This is a genomic window from Mycobacterium sp. Root135, assembly GCF_001426545.1.
In the GTDB taxonomy this organism is placed as follows: Bacteria; Actinomycetota; Actinomycetes; order Mycobacteriales; family Mycobacteriaceae; genus Mycobacterium.
Window position 1 is genome coordinate 395422 of record NZ_LMEZ01000001.1, and the last position, 16428, is coordinate 411849.

A 16428-nucleotide genomic window follows, 5' to 3' on the forward strand; every position below is an offset into this window, starting at 1 on the left:
GTCCGCCATGACGATGAATGAGCGCGTTCAGCAGTTGCGACGGGCGCGGACTCCCTTCGTGCACGCCACCGTCGTACGAGCGCAACCACCCAGTTCTGCTCATGCCGGGGACGAAGCGATCATGTTGTCCGACGGCACGATCGAAGGGTTCGTCGGCGGTCAGTGCGCGCAGAGTTCCGTCCGGAAGGCGGCGCTCGGCGCGCTGCAGACCAATGAGAGCGTGTTGTTGCGGGTTCTGCCGGACGGCGACGTGGCGTTCCCCGAGGCGCCGGGGGCCTGTGTGGTGGTGAACCCGTGCCTGTCCGGTGGCGCGCTGGAGATCTTCCTGGTGCCGCAGGTGCCCGCGCCATTGATCAGGGTGCACGGGGCGACGCCGATCGCCGACGCCTTGGTCCAACTGTGCGGCGTGCTGGGTTACGACGCCCTAGGTGGCGTGTCGTCGGACGACCTGGCCGGGACGACGGCGGTGGTGATCGCCAGTCACGGCGGGCCCGAGGCGGAGGTGATTCGGGCTGCGTTGGACGCCGGCGTCGGTTATATCGGGCTGGTGGCCAGCCGGATTCGTGGTGCTTCGATTCTGGCAAGCCTGGGGCTGACGGCCGAGGAGCGGGCGGTGATCCACAGTCCGGTCGGCCTGCCAATCGGAGCCAAGACACCCGCGGAGATCGCGGTCTCGGTGGTAGCCGAAGTGATTGCGGCCATCCGCGTCGACGGCCTGGCAGTGCAGGCCCGTGGCCAGGATGCTCCAGAGCAGGCGACCGATCCGGTGTGCGGGATGTCGGTGGTGCTTACTCCGGGCGCAGAGCATCTGCACGCCGAAGGGCAGGACTACTGGTTCTGCGGTGCGGGGTGCCGGGTCGCCTTTGTCGCGACGCTGGTTGGCGGATGACGGCATTCGCGTTCACCGATGTGGACGATGTCGTGGCTCGCTTCGACGCCCACGATCATCTGCTGGACGAGGGCACTGCGGCCGCCTTCTATCTGGCGGCTGCCCTGGGCCGCCCGCTGCTACTTGAGGGCGAGCCGGGGGTCGGGAAGACCTCAGCGGCCAAGACGCTTGCCAAAGTGCTCGATTCTCAAGTGGTTCGGCTGCAGTGTTACGAGGGTCTGACCACGGCCGAGGCACTCTACGACTGGAACTATCAACGTCAGTTGTTGGCGATCAGGCTGGCCGAGGCGCGTGGGGTGGGCATCGAAGAAGCGGATCTGTACACCGAGGATTACCTGATCAACCGGCCCATCCTGCAGTGCGTGCGATACCGGGGTGACACCCCGCCCGTGCTGCTGATCGACGAGATCGACCGTGCCGATGACGAATTCGAGGCGCTGCTGCTGGAGTTCCTCGGTGAGGCCAGCGTCACCGTGCCCGAACTGGGCACCTTCACCGCGCCGCGCCCACCGATCGCGGTGCTGACCTCCAACCGCAGTCGCGACCTGCATGACGCACTACGCCGGCGCTGCCTGTACCACTGGATCGACTACCCCGACCCGGCGCGCGCAGCAGAGATCGTCCGCCGCACCGTACCCGGCGCCACCACCGCGCTCATCGAACAGACAACGCACTTCGTTCGTGCGGCAAGGACTCTCGATCTCGACAAGCAACCAGGAGTGGCAGAGACCATCGATTGGGTCGCCGCATTGGTTGCCCTGAGAGTGACCGATCTGGTGGGCGCCCACAGCCAGTACGCTCTGGCCAGCCTCGGCGCGCTGGCCAAAACCCCCGATGACCGCGACGTGATCGCCGAGGCGTTCGTGGAATACAGCTCGCCGTAAAGGCGTGGAAGGAAACACCGCAGATGAAAATTGCCAACGAGTTCACCGTAACCGCGCCGATCGGTCGGGCCTGGGAGTTCTTCAACGATCTCGAGCAGGTGATCCCGCTGATGCCGGGTGCCACTATGACCGGGCAGGAGGGCGACGACACCCTGGGCAAGGTGAAGATCAAGGTGGGACCGGTGACCAGTGAGTTCAACGGCAAGGTTCGCTTCGTCGAACGCGATGACGAGCAGTACCGTGCCGTCATCGACGCCAAGGGCAAGGAATCCCGCGGCACCGGCAACGCGGCGGCCACGGTCACCGCCACCCTGCACCCCGAGGGCGACCGGACACGCGTCACCGTCGACACCGACCTGAAGGTCGTCGGCAAATTGGCCCAGTTCGGCAGCGGTATGCTGCAACAGGTTTCGGAGAAGCTGCTCGGCCAGTTCGTGGAGTCCCTCGAGGCGAAGCTGGCCGCTGAGAACGCACCCGCCGCTCCGGTGGTCGTAGCGACCGAGGACGCTGCAGACCCGGCACCGGTGTTTCCCCTGCAGGTCTCGCCGCAACCCGAAGCGGCGCCGATCGATCTGCTGGAGCTCGCCGGCGGCACGGTACTGAAGAAGTACGTGCCGGTCGCGCTGGCGGCAGTGGCGGCAGTCGTCGCCCTCGTCTTGATCGCCCGCAGGGGAGCCTGCAGGGGCAGATGACTGGTTCGGTCTTGCTGCGCGGAGTCGACCGCGCTGCTCTCGCCGTCGCTCTCGTCGCCCGGTTGAGGTCGGGAGGCGTCACCGTATCGGCCAGTGGGGCAGCCGGATTCGTCGCAGCGCTGGACCACCTCGTTCCGGCGACGCGGCCCGATCTGTACTGGGCTGCGCGGCTGACGCTGGTGAACCGGGCCGAGGACCTGGTCCTGTTCGACCTCGTCTTCGACGAAGTGTTCGGCGCCGCGACGTTCGGGCTGGATCCGGTGGCCCTGAAGTCTCCGCTGGGAGCGGCTGTCGCTTCGGTGCCGGGCGCGCGCGCAGCCCAGGGCCCCACCCTGGACGGCAGCGGCCTGCCGTGGGTCACCCGACCCGCCACGGTCACCGCCGCCCGATCCGACGAGCTCACTGATACCGACATCACGATCCCCGACACGTTGCCCAGCAGGTGGGTCGCCCGCGCCGATGACGCCTTCGAGACCTTCGACGCCGAGGACCTGCGACTAATCGGAGGGTGGTTGGAGCAGGCGACCGCACGCTGGCCCCGTCGGCGCACCCTCCGACGGGAGGACGGTGCGCATGGCACCCGGGTCGATCTGCGACAGACCATCCGGGCGTCGCGCACCACCGGGTGGGAGGCGGTGCGACTTGTCCGATCGCGGCCTGGAAAACGCCCGCGTCGGGTCGTATTCCTTTGTGACGTAAGCAGATCCATGCAGCCTTACGCAACCATCTACCTGCACCTGATGCGCGCGGCTGCACTGCAACGACGGTCGGGAGCAACCATCAGGCCCGAGGTCTTCGCCTTCTCGACCGAGCTGACCCGATTGACGTCCGTGCTGTCACATCGATCCGCCGAAGTGGCGTTGGAGCGTGCCAGCGCCAAGGTCAGCGACCGGTACGGCGGAACGCATCTGGGCCGTAACGTGGCCGGTCTGCTGGCTGCGCCGCACGGCAACGCTTTACGCGGCGCCATCGTCATCATCGCCTCCGACGGCTGGGATGCCGACCCGCCCGAGGTGCTCGGCCACGCGATGGACAGGCTGTCCCGTCGCGCCCACCGGGTCGTTTGGCTCAATCCGCGGGCAGCCTCACCCGACTATCGGCCGTTGGCCGGGTCCATGGCGGCGGCGCTGCCGTACTGCGACCTGTTCCTGCCGGCGAATACCCTGACCGGACTACGCGATCTGCTGGCCGCCATCGGCGCCGACGTCCAGTCGGCTCCAGGTGTGGTTCTACGAAAACACCTCAGCCTTCGATGATCCGGTGGAGTTGATGACGAGCAGCCAGCGCGCAGCATCGATTTCCCCGTGTTGTCGTCGTGGTAGACGAGTGCGACCTGGTCGATCACCACGCCTCAGCTTGGGTTCTCTTCGAATTCGGTTCTTACACCCCGCTGCGGAGGGGGTTCACGGGAGTTACGCTCGTGTCAGCCCAAGCCTGTGAGCATCCGATCTACCGGGATGACCGCGGGCACACTGTGTCCCGCGTCGGAGGTGGCCGCACCCATGACAGGTCAAGAAGCTGTGCCAGGCGACGACCTCGGGCGGGGTGCACCAGGGGTTGCTGCCGTGGGGCGGGGTCCGAACCGTGGCGGGCCCATCTCGCAAAAGGACGATCATGCGCCCTCGGCTGGTTGGGGCGCAGCCCGCAGCGTTGCCCGCGTCGTCGCCAAGTCGAGGGCACCGATCAAGGGACCGCACGCGGTTCTGAAGATGAACCACGAGAATGGCGGCTTCGACTGTCCTGGCTGCGCGTGGCCGGACGCCAGGAACGGCCTGCACCTCGACATCTGCGAAAACGGCATCAAACACGTCACCTGGGAGATGACCCGCAAGAAGGTTGGTCGAGACTTCTTCGCTTCGCACACCGTGACCGAATTGTCGGGTTGGAGCGACTTCGATCTGGAGGACCAGGGCCGGCTGACCGAACCCATGACCTACGACTCCGAAAGCGACACTTACGTTCCGATCACGTGGGACGACGCATTTGCGCTTGTCGGCTCAACCTTGCGGAGGCTGGACAACCCCCATCGGGCCTCGTTCTACACCTCCGGAAGGCTGTCCAACGAGGCGACCTTCCTCTACCAACTGTGGGTTCGCGAGTACGGCACGAACAACTTGCCCGATTGCTCCAATATGTGCCACGAAGCGTCCGGTCGCGCCCTTCAGGCGGCGATCGGCACCGGCAAGGGCACGTGCGACATCGACGACTGGGACCGTGCCGATCTGCTGATCGTGATGGCCGTCAACGCCGCGTCCAACGCACCACGAATGTTGACGGCACTGGCCGAGGCCGACCGCCGCGGTGCGCAGATCGTGCACGTCAATCCACTGATCGAGGCTGCCTCACGGCGGACCATCGTCCCCCATGAAATCGCCTCCATGGCAACGTTTCACCCCACCAAGACGGGCACGCGCAACGTCCAGCCCCGCATCGGCGGCGACCTTGCGGTCCTACGCGGCGTCGCCAAAGCAGTGCTCGAACGGGCACAGTCTGATCCCAAGGCCATCGACCGGGAGTTCGTCAAGCACCACACCGCGCACTACGAGGCCTACAAGCAACTCGTCGACGCCACTCCATGGGATGAGCTGGTCGAGCAATCCGCGGTGTTCGAGAACGACATTCGCGAACTCGCCGAGCTGTACCTCAACGCGGACCGCACGGTGATCAGCTGGTGTCTCGGCCTCACGCAGCAGGAGCACGGCGTCGACACCATCCGCGAGATCGTCAATCTGCTTCTTCTGCGGGGCAACATCGGCCGCGAGGGTGCGGGTCCGTCCCCAATCCGGGGGCACAGCAACGTGCAGGGCAACCGCACCTGCGGCATCGACAATCATCCTCCGGCGGCCTTCTTGGACCGCCTCGACGAGGTCTGCGGTATCACCTCGCCCCGCGAAGACGGCTTGGACACCGTCGCGACGATCGAGGCGATGCGTGCCGGCGACGTCAAGGTGTTCGTCAGCATGGGCGGCAACTTCGCCATGGCCGCACCGGATACGGCCGCCACCTTTGAAGCGCTCCGTAATGCCGACCTCACCGTGCAGGTCAGCACGAAGCTCAATCGCAGCCATCTCGTGCACGGCCGCGCCGCACTGATTCTGCCGTGCCTGGGGCGTACGGAGAAAGACGTGCAGCGCGGCGGCGAGCAGGGTGTCAGCGTCGAAGACTCGATGAGCATGGTGCATCTGTCCTGGGGGATGCGCAAGCCACCGTCGGAGCATCTGATGTCGGAGTGCGCGATCCTCGCGGGCATGGCCCGCGCCACATTGCCGAACTCGATCACCCCCTGGGAGTCCTACATCGAGGACTACGACCGGATCCGCGACACGATGGCGGCCGTCTTGGATGGTTTCGAAGACTTCAACCGGCGAGTCCGGATGCCCCTGGGCTTCCGGATCCGCCAACCAGCAAGGGAACGCGTCTTTCTCACCGACACCGGCCGCGCCGAGTTTTGGCCGTCCCCGTTACCGGATGTGGTGCCGCCGGCTGGGAGGCTGATGCTGTCGACCATGCGCTCCCACGATCAGTGGAACACCACCATCTACTCCGACAATGACCGCTACCGCGGCGTGAAGAACCTGCGGACGCTGCTCTTCATGAACAAGGCGGACATGGCGGACCGGGGACTCGACGAGTTCGACCTCATCGATATCACCAGCTTCGCCCGGGACGGCAGTACCCGCACCGTCTGGGGCTATCGGGCGATCGCCTACGACATCCCCATCGGAAGCGTCGGCGGGTACATGCCGGAACTGAATGTGCTGTGCGCTATCGGCGACTTCAGCAGCCAAAGCGATCAGCCGTTGATGAAACACCAAATCGTCGCGGTCACTGCTTCGGCCGGCGCCCCTGCCGCCACCCATTCCGAGGTGAGCGCGCCATGACGAGCTTGGTGGCGGCTACCAGAACTATGCCGTCAACCCCCAGATGCCGGCTGCCCCTGCGGCGATTCGGGCCAGGTCCGATGTATGAGCAGGCCAGCGCAGGTGGCGGCGCAGCATCCGGCGATGCCGATGCCCAGTGCCGCACGTCCCCCGTAGCTGTGGGCGACCATACCGATGAGGACGGCGCCGACCGGGGTGGATCCGACGAATGCCGTTGTCCACAAGGCAGTTACGCGTCCCCGCATGTTCGGCGGAGCTGCCAGTTGGATGGTGGCGTTGCCAGTCGTGAGAAAGCCGATGCTGGCTGCACCGACTAATCCAGCGGCGGCAATCGCCGCGGCAAGGGTGGGGCTGGCAGTCAGCAGTGCCATGGCCACGCCGAACCCACCAGCGGCGTAGATCATTTGAGCCAGTCCGGTCTGCGGCCAGCGAATCAGCACCAGTCCCGCCGCGATGGATCCGACACCGAAACTGGTGGTGAGCCAGCTGTAGGCGTCGATCCCCCCGCGCAGGGTCTGCTCGGCGAAAATCGGCAGGCTGGTTTCGAATTCGTAGGTCAAAGTGCCTACGAACACCATCATCACCAACGGGCCGAGAATCTCGCGGTTGCCGCGGGCCACCGCCAATCCGTCGCTCAGCTGCCGTCCGGCTCGCGCCACAGCAGCGGAAGGTCGCAGAGCATCCGTGTTGAGAGCTAACAGAGCGACGACGACCAGGGCGAAGCTGAACGCGTTGAACACGAAACACCAGCCGAGTCCGAAGGTGTGGATCAGTGCTGCCGCTATCGCTGGGCCCACTGCCCTGCCTACGTTGGCAAGGATGCTGTTGGTGGTGACGGCCTGACGCAGCATCGCCCTGCCGACCAATTCCGGGATCAGCGCCATCCGGGCTGGATTGTCCAGGCAGGTCGTCGCGCCGAATATCGCTGCGCTGACGAAGATCTGCCAAAGCGCGACGGTGTGAGCGAGCACCGATGCCCCGATGGCCAGCGACGTCACCCCCAGCACTGAGGAGGACAACATCAGCATGCGGCGCTTGTCGTGACGGTCCACGATCACACCGGCGTACGCGGTACCGAGCAGCACAGGCAGGTAGCGGGTTCCCATGACCAGCCCTAGGACAGTCGCAGAATGGGTTAGCTGGAGTACCAGCAACGCCAAGGCGACCGTCTCGGCCCACGACCCGATGAGGCTGATCGACTGCCCGCTGACGAACCGGCGATAGTTGGGTACTGCGAAGACAGCCAGTGCGCTTCGGATCGACTGTGGCCCAGGCGACGGCGCCGCGATCTGCTCACCGCGCGGTGAACACGGCAGTCCGTTCGTCGACATGGTGCGACCTCCGCGTTGTTGAGACGTTGCCACCGGGTATGCACCTGGGCTATCAGAGCAACGTGTCTGCGGCGATCACCGATGCGGAGATCGCCGCGGGGAATCCTGCGTAGAAGGCAAGATGTGTTATCAGAGCCGATATCTCGTCTGTGGTGAGTCCGTTGTCGACCCCGCGCCGCAGGTGTGCCCGCAGTTCCTCGGGTCGGTAGAGCGCGATCAGTGCGCTCAAGGTGGCGATACTGCGGTCTCTCGGGCTTAGTCGTTGGTCGGACCAAACTCGATCGTACAAAGGCGAATCGACGAGGTCGGCAAGCTCTGGAGTGAATCGTCGAGCAGCGCCACGCGGCGATGAGTTGATGTGGGACGTGGTCATGATCAAGCCTCCTGGGTGTTGGCCGAGCGTGCTCAACCGCTGACTCATATGTTGGTCGGCCGCCGCGCGCCTGTCGGCAACGCTGGCGGCAATCATGTGTGGCAGGTAGCAGAACCAGCGCGGTACCGGTAGCTGCAGTCGTTTTCTGCCTCAGTGCTCGTGGGGCTCCGCTTCGGTCAACCGCTTCCCTCTGCGTGGTGGATCTGTGCGGAGACGTCCTCGCCGGAGAGGTGGGCGTGCAGGAATCCCGCGGCTCGAGCTCCGACCCGTCACCAGCCCCGGCCGCGCACCCACTCGTCGGGGCCCGCCGTCATCAGATGGCCCGACGACTCGATTCGGGAGCGGTGGCGCCAACCCCGCCACAGCCGCTGGCGGCACCTTCACCCTGGATCGAAACGACGCAGGGCGAGAGAGAGCGTTATGGCTAGCGGGTACGTGGACCTTGCAGTGGACATCCACTCACAGTGGTGGCTAGCGGCGACGACAACGCCCGCCGAAGCGAGCAATCTAGAAAACGTAAGACATCCCGTCGGAACCACTTACAGACGTTTCGGCCTCACACAGGAGAAGATCATGAAGCTTGGATATGTCGTATCAGCAGTATTGGCCGGCTCGGCAGCGGCGGCAATCGGTTTCGCGCCGATCGCCTTGGCCGACAGCACCGTGCAGAGCCCGGGCAATACCCAAATCGTCGTCAGCCCTGGGCCGTCCGCGACGAACGCCGCCAATCTGCAGCAGCCGTTCGGCGGTGACTCGGTCGCGTTGCTGTTCCACAACCACTGACATCCATCATGAGTTCTGTGGGCAAGCGCAGTCCCTGCGCCGCCCTCGATCGGGCGGGCAGGGGTGCGCTGAGCCGCGCGGAAGCGCACTTGCGGATTGCGCCGTATTCCTCGATGTTGGCGCGAAGGATCATGCCGGTCGCTGCGCCGAGGGGATCCTTACGCCGACGAGGGCAGGTCGAAGCCGTCAGAGTGCACACAGCGGCCCCGCACTTCCGCGACGGTCTGGATCTCGGGAAGTAGCAGCGCCTAGCGCACCAGGAACACGCACCGCTCTCGTCGGGGGAGAGGTCAATGCGGATCTGATGAAATCCGCTAAACCGGTTGACGTGGAAGCGCTTTGGCCAAGTTCCTGTCAGCGGACGAAGATCGTCGGCCAGTTGTCTGCTCCTCGGAACGCGCCAGGTGGGCCAACGTGTGTCTCGATTCTGCGCATAAGGTTGGGAATCGCGGCGGGGGACACGGGGTTGGTCGGACTATGTCAAAAATGACCAGCACGGAACGCGAGACCTACCTGGCCGATCTGCACGTTGGTGTCATTGCCGTCGAACGCCCTGATCGCGCACCGCTGTCCGTACCGGTCTGGTACGCCTACGAGCCCGGCGGTGAGGTTCTCGTCTCCAGCCTGGCGGGCTCGCTCAAAGCTCGCCTCATCACCGCTGCCGGCCGCTTCTCCATCACTGCTCAGGATGAGACCTTTCCGTACCGCTACGTCACTGCCGAGGGGGCGTTGACCTCGATAGAGACAGCCGACGACGCCACCATGATCGCGATCGCCGTTCGTTATCTCGGCGAGGAGGGGGGCAAGGCGTTCACGGAGTCGTTCGCCAGGGACCATCCTGACGCTGACTCGCTCTTGTTCCGGATGCGACTCGAGCACTGGCTCAGCGTCGACTACTCGAAACAGTCCTGATTTCGGGCGCCAGGGCAAACCCCCTGTGCCCAAAGGTCTTTGTGGGCAGAGATTCGACACTTTGCAGGAGCACCGAATCAACGTCGACGGATAGGGCGGCGCTTCAACCGAATTTGACCCACACAGAAGGAAGACGCAAGAGTGGGCCCATGAGGACGATCACATACCGCCGTACAGCGGTCGTCGGTCTGGCCGTCGCTGCGTTGATCACCGTGGGCTGTAGCAATGATAGGAGCGTCGACGCGTCGGCGCCGCCACAGGTCGAGTTGATCGTCACCTCCGAGACTGCAGCCCCTCCCGCCGAAGTGAAACTCACGGGGGAGAGAGACGTCGAGGTGACGCTGACCGGTCCGATTGCGGCCAAGTACGCATCGGCAACCGAGTATCAGCGGCAGGCTCTCGGCAAGCCGCTGACGGGTGACCGCAATGCGGGAGCACGGGATAGCGGTCTGGTGTTCCAGCAGTTCCAGGGCGGCGTGATCACTGCCAAGAACGACCAAACGGGCACGCCTGGATACATCACCTGGGGCAAGATCCGGGAGGCCTGGAATGTCCAGCGCGACCCGGAGGGCGTGCCCGAGGTCACCGGCGAGAACGGCTCAGTGGGCCCGCTTGGCGCGCCAACCAGTGACGAAAACGCCGTGGGCGATCTGCTCGAGACCACGTTCGAACACGGCAAGATCACGTACGACGCCAAGACGGACCAGGTCGAGGTGACGGTCAACGGCAAGGTCGTGCCACCCGGGCTGTAAGGAACGACGGCGCACCGGGGGACAGTCGGTCGGAGCCGGGACGAGCACGCCCTAGGTTAGTGGTAACCCGGGCTAGCATTCGAGGTCGGCGGCGATCGGTGTAGGTACACCCTCGCCAGCGCAGGAGAACCCGCTGCCGTACTGCACTGCGCGCCAGGTAAAGCCCTCGTGGTGGAAGAGCACTATGCCGGGGGGGTTCGCATTCATGGGTCTCCAGTGAAGCAGGGCCTTCGCCCAGTCGCCGGAGCACAGCACTTTGGTGACGGTGAACGGCTCGGAAGAGTAGCCCCACAGGGTGAGCGTGGCCGACTTCAAGGTCTCGGCCGTCGCCGACGAACACGGGGATGCGGGTTGGCTCGAGGAATTCGGGGCTGCGGAATGGCCGATGGGGTTGGCTGGGAGGTAGTCCACGCCCTGGCGGCTGACGAACATGCCGCGCCCGGTTTTGTCGTTGGTGAAACGCGTTCCAATCGAGGAAGGTTCCACGGTCCATCCCTCGAGGTGGAACACCTGACCGTAGGTGAGTACCAGTTCGGTGTAGCCGTTGGCTTGAAGGTTTGAGTCGTTCCACTGCAACCCTTCTGCCTCGGCCTCGACCCATACCGTGTGGTGGGGATGCTCGGACTCGTCTGAATGGCAGAACTGGGTGTCGCCGCAGCCGATTGGCTGCTTCGCGAAGTTGCCTGTGCATAGCACCGAGCCGGTGGTGATGACGCACGCGACAGCACGCGACTCGGTCGTGACGAACTGCTTGCTGACAGGGTCGGGCGAACTGGGATCTGCCTGCGCAGCTGATGTGAAAGCCAGTCCAGCAAGCAGATTCACCATTGCCACCCACGCCAGCAGCCTGACCACGAGTTTCATGACGAACCCCCGTTCGACATTTGCACCCCAACAAACGAACAGCCCAGACTAGCGTGGCGCACCCTTGACGGACCGACTTCGATCGTAGCTCGGGGAAGTGGGCCCACACGTTTGCCAGATGAACATCGCGTACTTGACTGGCAACCCTGCGCATTCAATTTCTGCATAGATCTCAAGGTTGGCGCGAAAGATCTTGCCGGTCGCTGCGCCGAGGGGATCCTCACGCCGACAAGGGTAGGTCCCAGCTGTCAGCGTGCGCGCTGGTGAAATTGCGGGTCGGATCTGCGAAGTTGGGATCGGTAGGCGGTCCGACGGTATTCACTCGACTACATGAAGAACATGATCGTCGGCGCGATCGCGACGGGCTGCGCCGCTGTCAGCCTCGGCCTCGCGGCGCCCGCCAACGCGGATCTCGCTCCTGCCGACTACCACTACCGCAGCATCATGGCCAACGGGATCGTCACCGACAACCTGATAAGGGTGACGAGCTGCGGCCCCGGCTGCATTTCGCTCTTCAACCTCACGTTGAACACCGACCAGGGTCAGGCGCACATCCAGGGCAACCAGTACGTGCTCGATCAGTTCAATGCCGGTGGCGCGTTCTGCCCCGACGGGCGTCCGGTCGACGTGATCACGCGCTCCACCTGGGACCTCGACGGTACGAACGGGCTGTTCACGATCAACGGCGCCAATCCCTGCGGTACCGGCGGCCCGGTGGGCGAGACGCGGTTCACGTTCACTCCCGCGTGAGCGACTAGGAACTCGACATACCAGGACTCGTCACTCGAATTGCGCGCGAATGACCAACTTGCCACTGGTAAACCGCCATATGTCTTCCCCCGACAAACAGCAGCCCCCGCACTTCCGCGACGGTCTGGACCTCGGGAAGTAGCAGTGGGACCGAGCAAACCAGGAACACGCACCGCTCTTGTCGGGGGAGAAGTCAGTGCGGATCTGGCGAAATCTGCCAAAAAGGTTGACGTCGAGGCGCTTTGGCCAAGGTTGATATGTCGCGGCAGGTGAGAAGCTGTCCGGTCTCGTGGACGACATTCGTGCCACCTATGGCGGAAACTGTTGTTCCGGGGCGGAGTTACGTGCTGTCAGCGGGCGAAGAGCGTCGGCCAGTTGTCTGCTCCTCGGAACGCGCCAGGTTCACAGCTCTGGCCGAAGGTCGACCTGTCGGCTGCTCGACTCAAGGCCGCCCACAACACCGACCGGCTCACCGCCGCGCTGTTCCGCAGAGTCATGAACCTCGGACGCGACAATCGAATCGGTATATCTGGCTGTTTTGCCCGACGACCCGCCTCGGATTTGCCAGAGCCGCAGAGCATTCCGCGGTTGTCAGCCGGCAAGCATGGTTGCCCGCGCGCTGCAGCGACACCGATCGCGGGTGGACGGGCTTCGACGCGGGCGGCTGGTGTGAACACGTCGTCAAATAGGCTTCATCCATGCACGTCAGTCGCCTCTTGTCCGCCGAAGAGTTCGAGGCTTGCTTCGCTTCGCCAATGCGCAATGTGACCGACAATTCTGAGCCCGTCCTCGACATCTGGCCCTACGTCGACGCCGTCGACCTTGGCGGTCTCGGTATTACGAACCTCACCGACGTGCACTACGTCTATCGGGACGCTTCCGATCGCTTCGATCAAGTGCTTATCGGCACCGGGCACTTCAACACGGTCTTCGTCGTCGTGGTAGATCGAATTCAAAGTGTCGTGAGGGGTCACCACGTGCTCGATCTGAACCAAAAGTTCGGCCTACGGAACGATTGAATGGTCCCTGTTCGCGAACGAGCAGTTTTTCAAAGCCCTGCCCATCCATTCTCATCGTCAGGCGAATATGACCGAAGTCGTTGTGACAGTTGCCCAGTGCCCTCAAGGGATGACGTCGTCACCTCGCCAAAGGTCCACGGATTTGCGCAGGTCGTGCGGCTCTAGTCCAGTTGCTTGGAAGGGCTAAGGCTGGCCGGAGGCGCGGCGAGTTGAGAGGCTAGGCAAGCTCAGAGTTCGGCATGAGGGCTGAGGAGTAGCGCGCAGGGGCGGAGAACTTGAGCCGGATGAATTCGAGCTTAGGGAGAGGGGTCGAGGCTTGATTGTCGGCTTGTTCGTGAGCTTGTGCATCGCTTTCGTAGTCTTCATGTTCGTCGTCCCTGCCGTGCTTGGCGGTGTGGCGATACTGGTGGTCTGTCTGAGACCCAGACTGCCGGTGGCTGTGCTGCATTCCTCCGGCGCAGTCGCGCACCCCGGCTGGTATCCCGACCCGGTGTCACCGGGCGTGGTGCGCTACTTCGACGGCCAGTCGTGGACTTCGTTCACCTCGCACTCCCAAGGGGCGCAATGAGCTTCGAGTCGTGATTCATTTGATGAACACGGCGACCTTTGGTGGTAACTCGACAAGGTTGTCGATGAGCAAGCCAAGGGCGAAGTCAAAGCGTTCGTGCCCGGTTCCGGAGGTGAGTTCGCGTGCATATCGTCGCCTTACTCTGCATGCCATCACGACATGCGTGCCGGTCTTGATCCAGTTCGGGACTCGGTTCTTAGGCTGACCACGTGGCGCGAATCGACCGACAGGCTTACCCCAAGCGATCGCACACCTTAGCCGCGGCGACGCCATTGGTCCGCCTTGAAGTCGTGCGTCGGCGAGCGCACCCGCCCGTCACCCGGCCACCATGGCGCGCACACGCCCACGAAGCGCAACACCTACCAAGTTCACGGAATCGACACCGCCGCGTCGACTGCTGATGCTAAGTCTGGACGCGTGTTTATCAACCGATCGCGCCCGCGTCGTCACCTGTCCGCTCTGATCGTCGCCATCGCTCTGATCGCCTGTGTCCCCGGTTCTCCAGCCATGGCCGACCCCAACTCGTCATTCGACCTGCAGGCGCATCGGGGTGGCCGCGGCGAGACCACCGAAGAGTCACTGCGCGCATTCAGTAAGGCCCTCGAGCTTGGTGTCGACACTCTCGAGATGGACATCGTGCTGTCCCGCGACGGCCAGCCGATGGTGTGGCACGACCCGGTCATCCAGGCCGACAAGTGTGCGGACACCGCTTCGGTGTTTCCGGGGGACCCGCAGTTCCCCTACGTGGGGAAGTTGGTCAAGGATCTGACCGCCGCGCAGTTGGCCACCCTGGACTGCGGCAAGTTGCTCCCCGGGTTTCCCGACGCAGAGGCGGTGGCCGGCAACAAGATCGCCACGCTGCCTCAGGTCTTCGCCCTCGCGGACTCCTATCGCGCGCCGGTGCGCTACAACATCGAGACCAAGGTGGAGGCGGCCGAACCGGAGAAGTCTGCGGCCCCAGCGCAATTCGTCGAGGTGATCTTGGCGGCGGTGCGGTCGGCAGGCAAGACCGACAAGGTGGAGATCCAAAGCTTCGACTGGCGCACGCTACCGATGGTGCGGGCGGCCGAGCCGTCCATCCCGCTGGTCGCGCTTTGGGACGACACCACCTTCGTTCCCGGGTCGCCGTGGTTGAACGGAATAGATCCTGCGACCGTGCCCGACCCGATCGCGGCCGCCGCGATGGTCGGCGCGACGATCGTGTCGCCCGGGTATTCGGTGCCGCCGGGGCAAAAAGCGTCCGATCTCGGGTTCCGCCTGGTGGCCGACAGCGACTTCGTCATGCGCGCGCATGCCCGCGGCATGCGGGTCGTCCCGTGGACCATTGACGACCCCGGTGCCATGCGGGCCCAGATCGAGGCCGGCGCCGACGGCATCATCACGGATTACCCGAGCCGACTGCGGCAGGTGATGGCCGCCCAGGGCCTGCCCCTGCCGCCGTCCTACCGCCGCTGAATCCTGCCGTAGCTCTCGAAAAGGCAGCAGGTCACTCGTCCGTCGATCCGCCGGTCGGCGGGTGTCCTGAGGACAGGTGCCCCGCTACTGCCGCAGCAGTGGTGCGCTGCGGTAGCTCCACATTCCGATCGAGCTGAAGGCGTCGCGATATATGGAGAGAAGCTCATCCGGAGTCGCGGTGGCGAGCTCGGCGAGGGGCTTGTCGGCACTTCCACTTCCTGCGAAGGCGAAGTCCTTTCCCAGCGTGTCTGCGGCGGCTAGTTGGAATACCGTCAAGGCGCGGCGAATGTGACTGGCCGAACTGATGATTAGTGCGTGTGTTGCGCGCAGGGTCGCCAGCACCTCCACGCCGTAGGACGCGTTCTCGACCGTGGAGCGCGCGAAGTTCTCGTCATGGATGCGATCGGCCGCAACGCCGTTGTCCACCAGCCATTCCTTCATCGACTCGCCTTCGGTGCGCCCGGATTGCTCGACGCCACCGGTGACGACGACGGGCGCGGTCGGCCAGCGCTGTGCGGCAGCCTTCGTCTGCTGGAGGCGGTCGATCAAGATGTCGTCCATCGACCCGTCCCCGTGCAGCGCGTAGCCGAGCGTGACGATGCCGAGGCCCGGCTCCGGAAGCCCGGGTAGGGCATCCGTGAGCGGGGTCGAGACCTTCTGATCGATCGTGGCGAACATCGTCTCGAGTCGGTCGGCGCGCGCGGGATCCAGCGCGCGCACCTTGTTCACGTAGTCGTTGGCATCGGCCTGGCGGCCCAAGTAGCGCGACCAGCCCGCTAGATATGACTGTGCGTCAACGTCATTGGGTGCGGTGTCGAGCGCTGTCCTGTACAGCGCAATCGCAGCATCGACGTCTTTGCGGGCAATCTGCGCTGAGGCCGCGCTGTACAGGAGGTCGTTTCGGTAGGGGGCGAGTTCGTGTGCCTGCATCAAGCGATCGGCGACGATCTGCATGTCGTCGACGGTCTTGTCGGTGTTGCCAGCCGACGACGTGCGCGCCGGCGAGTCGAAGGCATCCTCAGCCTCGTCGAGGAGCTTCTCGACGCGATCGTGGATACTTCCTTCCCCGGCCGAGATCGTCGGCGGCGTCGAGGCTGCTGGCTGTTCGGAACGGTCTTCGGCGCAGGCTGCGCCGCCGAGAGCGAGGGCGGCGGCGACGGAAATGCTTAGCGCTCGGCGCGCCACTGGATGGTTCATCGGACGAACTCCCCCGGATTGGCTGTGACGACCACGGTACTGAACGGCGGCAGCCGCGGTCAGCGGCGCGCCTACCAG

16 protein-coding genes are annotated in these 16428 nt (G+C 64.5%); 12 read left to right on the top strand and 4 right to left on the bottom strand.

Annotation, left to right across the window (positions count from 1 at the left end):
- Positions 1–7: 7 nt before the first annotated feature.
- From ASD37_RS01970 to ASD37_RS01990, 5 genes are all read left to right on the top strand, one after another.
- Positions 8–889 carry an XdhC family protein gene (locus ASD37_RS01970; RefSeq protein WP_056549665.1) on the top strand — a complete coding sequence of 294 codons (882 nt, stop codon included), beginning with the start codon at positions 8–10 and terminating at the stop codon, positions 887–889.
- Positions 886–1773: a MoxR family ATPase gene (locus tag ASD37_RS01975; RefSeq protein WP_056547263.1), complete on the top strand. Its 888-nt coding sequence runs from the start codon at positions 886–888 to the stop codon at positions 1771–1773. Before ASD37_RS01970 ends, ASD37_RS01975 begins: the two co-directional genes overlap by 4 nt.
- A gap of 23 nt (positions 1774–1796) precedes the next feature.
- A complete protein-coding gene (locus tag ASD37_RS01980) occupies positions 1797–2465 on the top strand; it encodes an SRPBCC family protein (protein ID WP_056547266.1) in 669 nt (222 codons plus the stop codon).
- Positions 2462–3721, top strand: coding sequence for a VWA domain-containing protein (locus tag ASD37_RS01985; protein WP_056547270.1), 1260 nt, complete (start codon positions 2462–2464; stop codon positions 3719–3721). The genes ASD37_RS01980 and ASD37_RS01985 overlap by 4 nt, the downstream gene beginning before the upstream one ends.
- A 246-nt stretch (positions 3722–3967) precedes the next feature.
- Positions 3968–6346: an FdhF/YdeP family oxidoreductase gene (locus tag ASD37_RS01990; RefSeq protein ID WP_082569981.1), complete on the top strand. Its 2379-nt coding sequence runs from the start codon at positions 3968–3970 to the stop codon at positions 6344–6346.
- A gap of 32 nt (positions 6347–6378) precedes the next feature.
- On the opposite strand, the gene ASD37_RS01995 is transcribed toward ASD37_RS01990, so the two are convergent.
- Entirely contained in the window at positions 6379–7677 is a 1299-nt protein-coding gene (locus tag ASD37_RS01995; RefSeq protein WP_056547276.1) for an MFS transporter, read from the bottom strand.
- A 52-nt stretch (positions 7678–7729) separates the two neighbouring features.
- Positions 7730–8146, bottom strand: coding sequence for a carboxymuconolactone decarboxylase family protein (locus ASD37_RS02000; protein WP_370072120.1), 417 nt, complete (start codon positions 8144–8146; stop codon positions 7730–7732).
- 477 nt (positions 8147–8623) lie between these two features.
- Here ASD37_RS02000 and ASD37_RS02005 point away from each other — a divergent pair, with 477 nt between their 5' ends.
- The 3 genes from ASD37_RS02005 to ASD37_RS02015 all read left to right on the top strand — a co-directional run bounded on the left by ASD37_RS02005 (position 8624) and on the right by ASD37_RS02015 (position 10497).
- Positions 8624–8833, top strand: coding sequence for a hypothetical protein (locus tag ASD37_RS02005; protein ID WP_056547278.1), 210 nt, complete (start codon positions 8624–8626; stop codon positions 8831–8833).
- A 477-nt stretch (positions 8834–9310) separates the two neighbouring features.
- On the top strand, positions 9311–9745 hold the full coding sequence (locus tag ASD37_RS02010; RefSeq protein ID WP_200959738.1) for a pyridoxamine 5'-phosphate oxidase family protein: 435 nt from the start codon (positions 9311–9313) through the stop codon (positions 9743–9745).
- A gap of 149 nt (positions 9746–9894) precedes the next feature.
- Complete coding sequence (locus ASD37_RS02015; RefSeq protein WP_056547286.1) at positions 9895–10497, top strand: LGFP repeat-containing protein; 603 nt, start codon at positions 9895–9897, stop codon at positions 10495–10497.
- A gap of 72 nt (positions 10498–10569) precedes the next feature.
- On the opposite strand, the gene ASD37_RS02020 is transcribed toward ASD37_RS02015, so the two are convergent.
- Positions 10570–11361 carry a hypothetical protein gene (locus ASD37_RS02020; RefSeq protein WP_056547289.1) on the bottom strand — a complete coding sequence of 264 codons (792 nt, stop codon included), beginning with the start codon at positions 11359–11361 and terminating at the stop codon, positions 10570–10572.
- 339 nt (positions 11362–11700) lie between these two features.
- Here ASD37_RS02020 and ASD37_RS02025 point away from each other — a divergent pair, with 339 nt between their 5' ends.
- From ASD37_RS02025 to ASD37_RS02040, 4 genes are all read left to right on the top strand, one after another.
- Complete coding sequence (locus ASD37_RS02025) at positions 11701–12111, top strand: hypothetical protein (protein WP_156720689.1); 411 nt, start codon at positions 11701–11703, stop codon at positions 12109–12111.
- 698 nt (positions 12112–12809) lie between these two features.
- Positions 12810–13130, top strand: a complete 321-nt coding sequence (locus ASD37_RS02030; protein WP_056547296.1) for a hypothetical protein — start codon at positions 12810–12812, stop codon at positions 13128–13130.
- 364 nt (positions 13131–13494) lie between these two features.
- Positions 13495–13698 carry a DUF2510 domain-containing protein gene (locus ASD37_RS02035; RefSeq protein ID WP_156720690.1) on the top strand — a complete coding sequence of 68 codons (204 nt, stop codon included), beginning with the start codon at positions 13495–13497 and terminating at the stop codon, positions 13696–13698.
- A gap of 507 nt (positions 13699–14205) precedes the next feature.
- Positions 14206–15153 (top strand): glycerophosphodiester phosphodiesterase family protein, encoded by a 948-nt coding sequence (locus tag ASD37_RS02040; protein ID WP_082569982.1) that lies wholly within the window; start codon positions 14206–14208, stop codon positions 15151–15153.
- Between the two features lie 84 nt (positions 15154–15237).
- Here the strand turns inward: ASD37_RS02040 and ASD37_RS02045 are convergent, their stop codons facing one another.
- Positions 15238–16350 carry a YdcF family protein gene (locus ASD37_RS02045; protein ID WP_056547301.1) on the bottom strand — a complete coding sequence of 371 codons (1113 nt, stop codon included), beginning with the start codon at positions 16348–16350 and terminating at the stop codon, positions 15238–15240.
- Positions 16351–16428: the final 78 nt, after the last annotated feature.

Bases quoted from the DNA above. Each gene is read 5' to 3' on its own strand.
- ASD37_RS02020 (WP_056547289.1), bottom strand. From the start codon at position 11,361: ATGAAACTCGTGGTCAGGCTGCTGGCGTGGGTGGCAATGGTGAATCTG.
- ASD37_RS02000 (WP_370072120.1), bottom strand. From the start codon at position 8,146: ATGATTGCCGCCAGCGTTGCCGACAGGCGCGCGGCGGCCGACCAACAT.
- ASD37_RS02035 (WP_156720690.1), top strand. From the start codon at position 13,495: ATGTTCGTCGTCCCTGCCGTGCTTGGCGGTGTGGCGATACTGGTGGTC.
- ASD37_RS02030 (WP_056547296.1), top strand. From the start codon at position 12,810: ATGCACGTCAGTCGCCTCTTGTCCGCCGAAGAGTTCGAGGCTTGCTTC.
- ASD37_RS02005 (WP_056547278.1), top strand. From the start codon at position 8,624: ATGAAGCTTGGATATGTCGTATCAGCAGTATTGGCCGGCTCGGCAGCG.
- ASD37_RS01970 (WP_056549665.1), top strand. From the start codon at position 8: ATGACGATGAATGAGCGCGTTCAGCAGTTGCGACGGGCGCGGACTCCC.
- ASD37_RS01985 (WP_056547270.1), top strand. From the start codon at position 2,462: ATGACTGGTTCGGTCTTGCTGCGCGGAGTCGACCGCGCTGCTCTCGCC.
- ASD37_RS01990 (WP_082569981.1), top strand. From the start codon at position 3,968: ATGACAGGTCAAGAAGCTGTGCCAGGCGACGACCTCGGGCGGGGTGCA.
- ASD37_RS02040 (WP_082569982.1), top strand. From the start codon at position 14,206: ATGGCCGACCCCAACTCGTCATTCGACCTGCAGGCGCATCGGGGTGGC.
- ASD37_RS02015 (WP_056547286.1), top strand. From the start codon at position 9,895: ATGAGGACGATCACATACCGCCGTACAGCGGTCGTCGGTCTGGCCGTC.
- ASD37_RS01980 (WP_056547266.1), top strand. From the start codon at position 1,797: ATGAAAATTGCCAACGAGTTCACCGTAACCGCGCCGATCGGTCGGGCC.
- ASD37_RS02045 (WP_056547301.1), bottom strand. From the start codon at position 16,350: ATGAACCATCCAGTGGCGCGCCGAGCGCTAAGCATTTCCGTCGCCGCC.
- ASD37_RS02010 (WP_200959738.1), top strand. From the start codon at position 9,311: ATGTCAAAAATGACCAGCACGGAACGCGAGACCTACCTGGCCGATCTG.
- ASD37_RS01995 (WP_056547276.1), bottom strand. From the start codon at position 7,677: ATGTCGACGAACGGACTGCCGTGTTCACCGCGCGGTGAGCAGATCGCG.
- ASD37_RS01975 (WP_056547263.1), top strand. From the start codon at position 886: ATGACGGCATTCGCGTTCACCGATGTGGACGATGTCGTGGCTCGCTTC.
- ASD37_RS02025 (WP_156720689.1), top strand. From the start codon at position 11,701: ATGATCGTCGGCGCGATCGCGACGGGCTGCGCCGCTGTCAGCCTCGGC.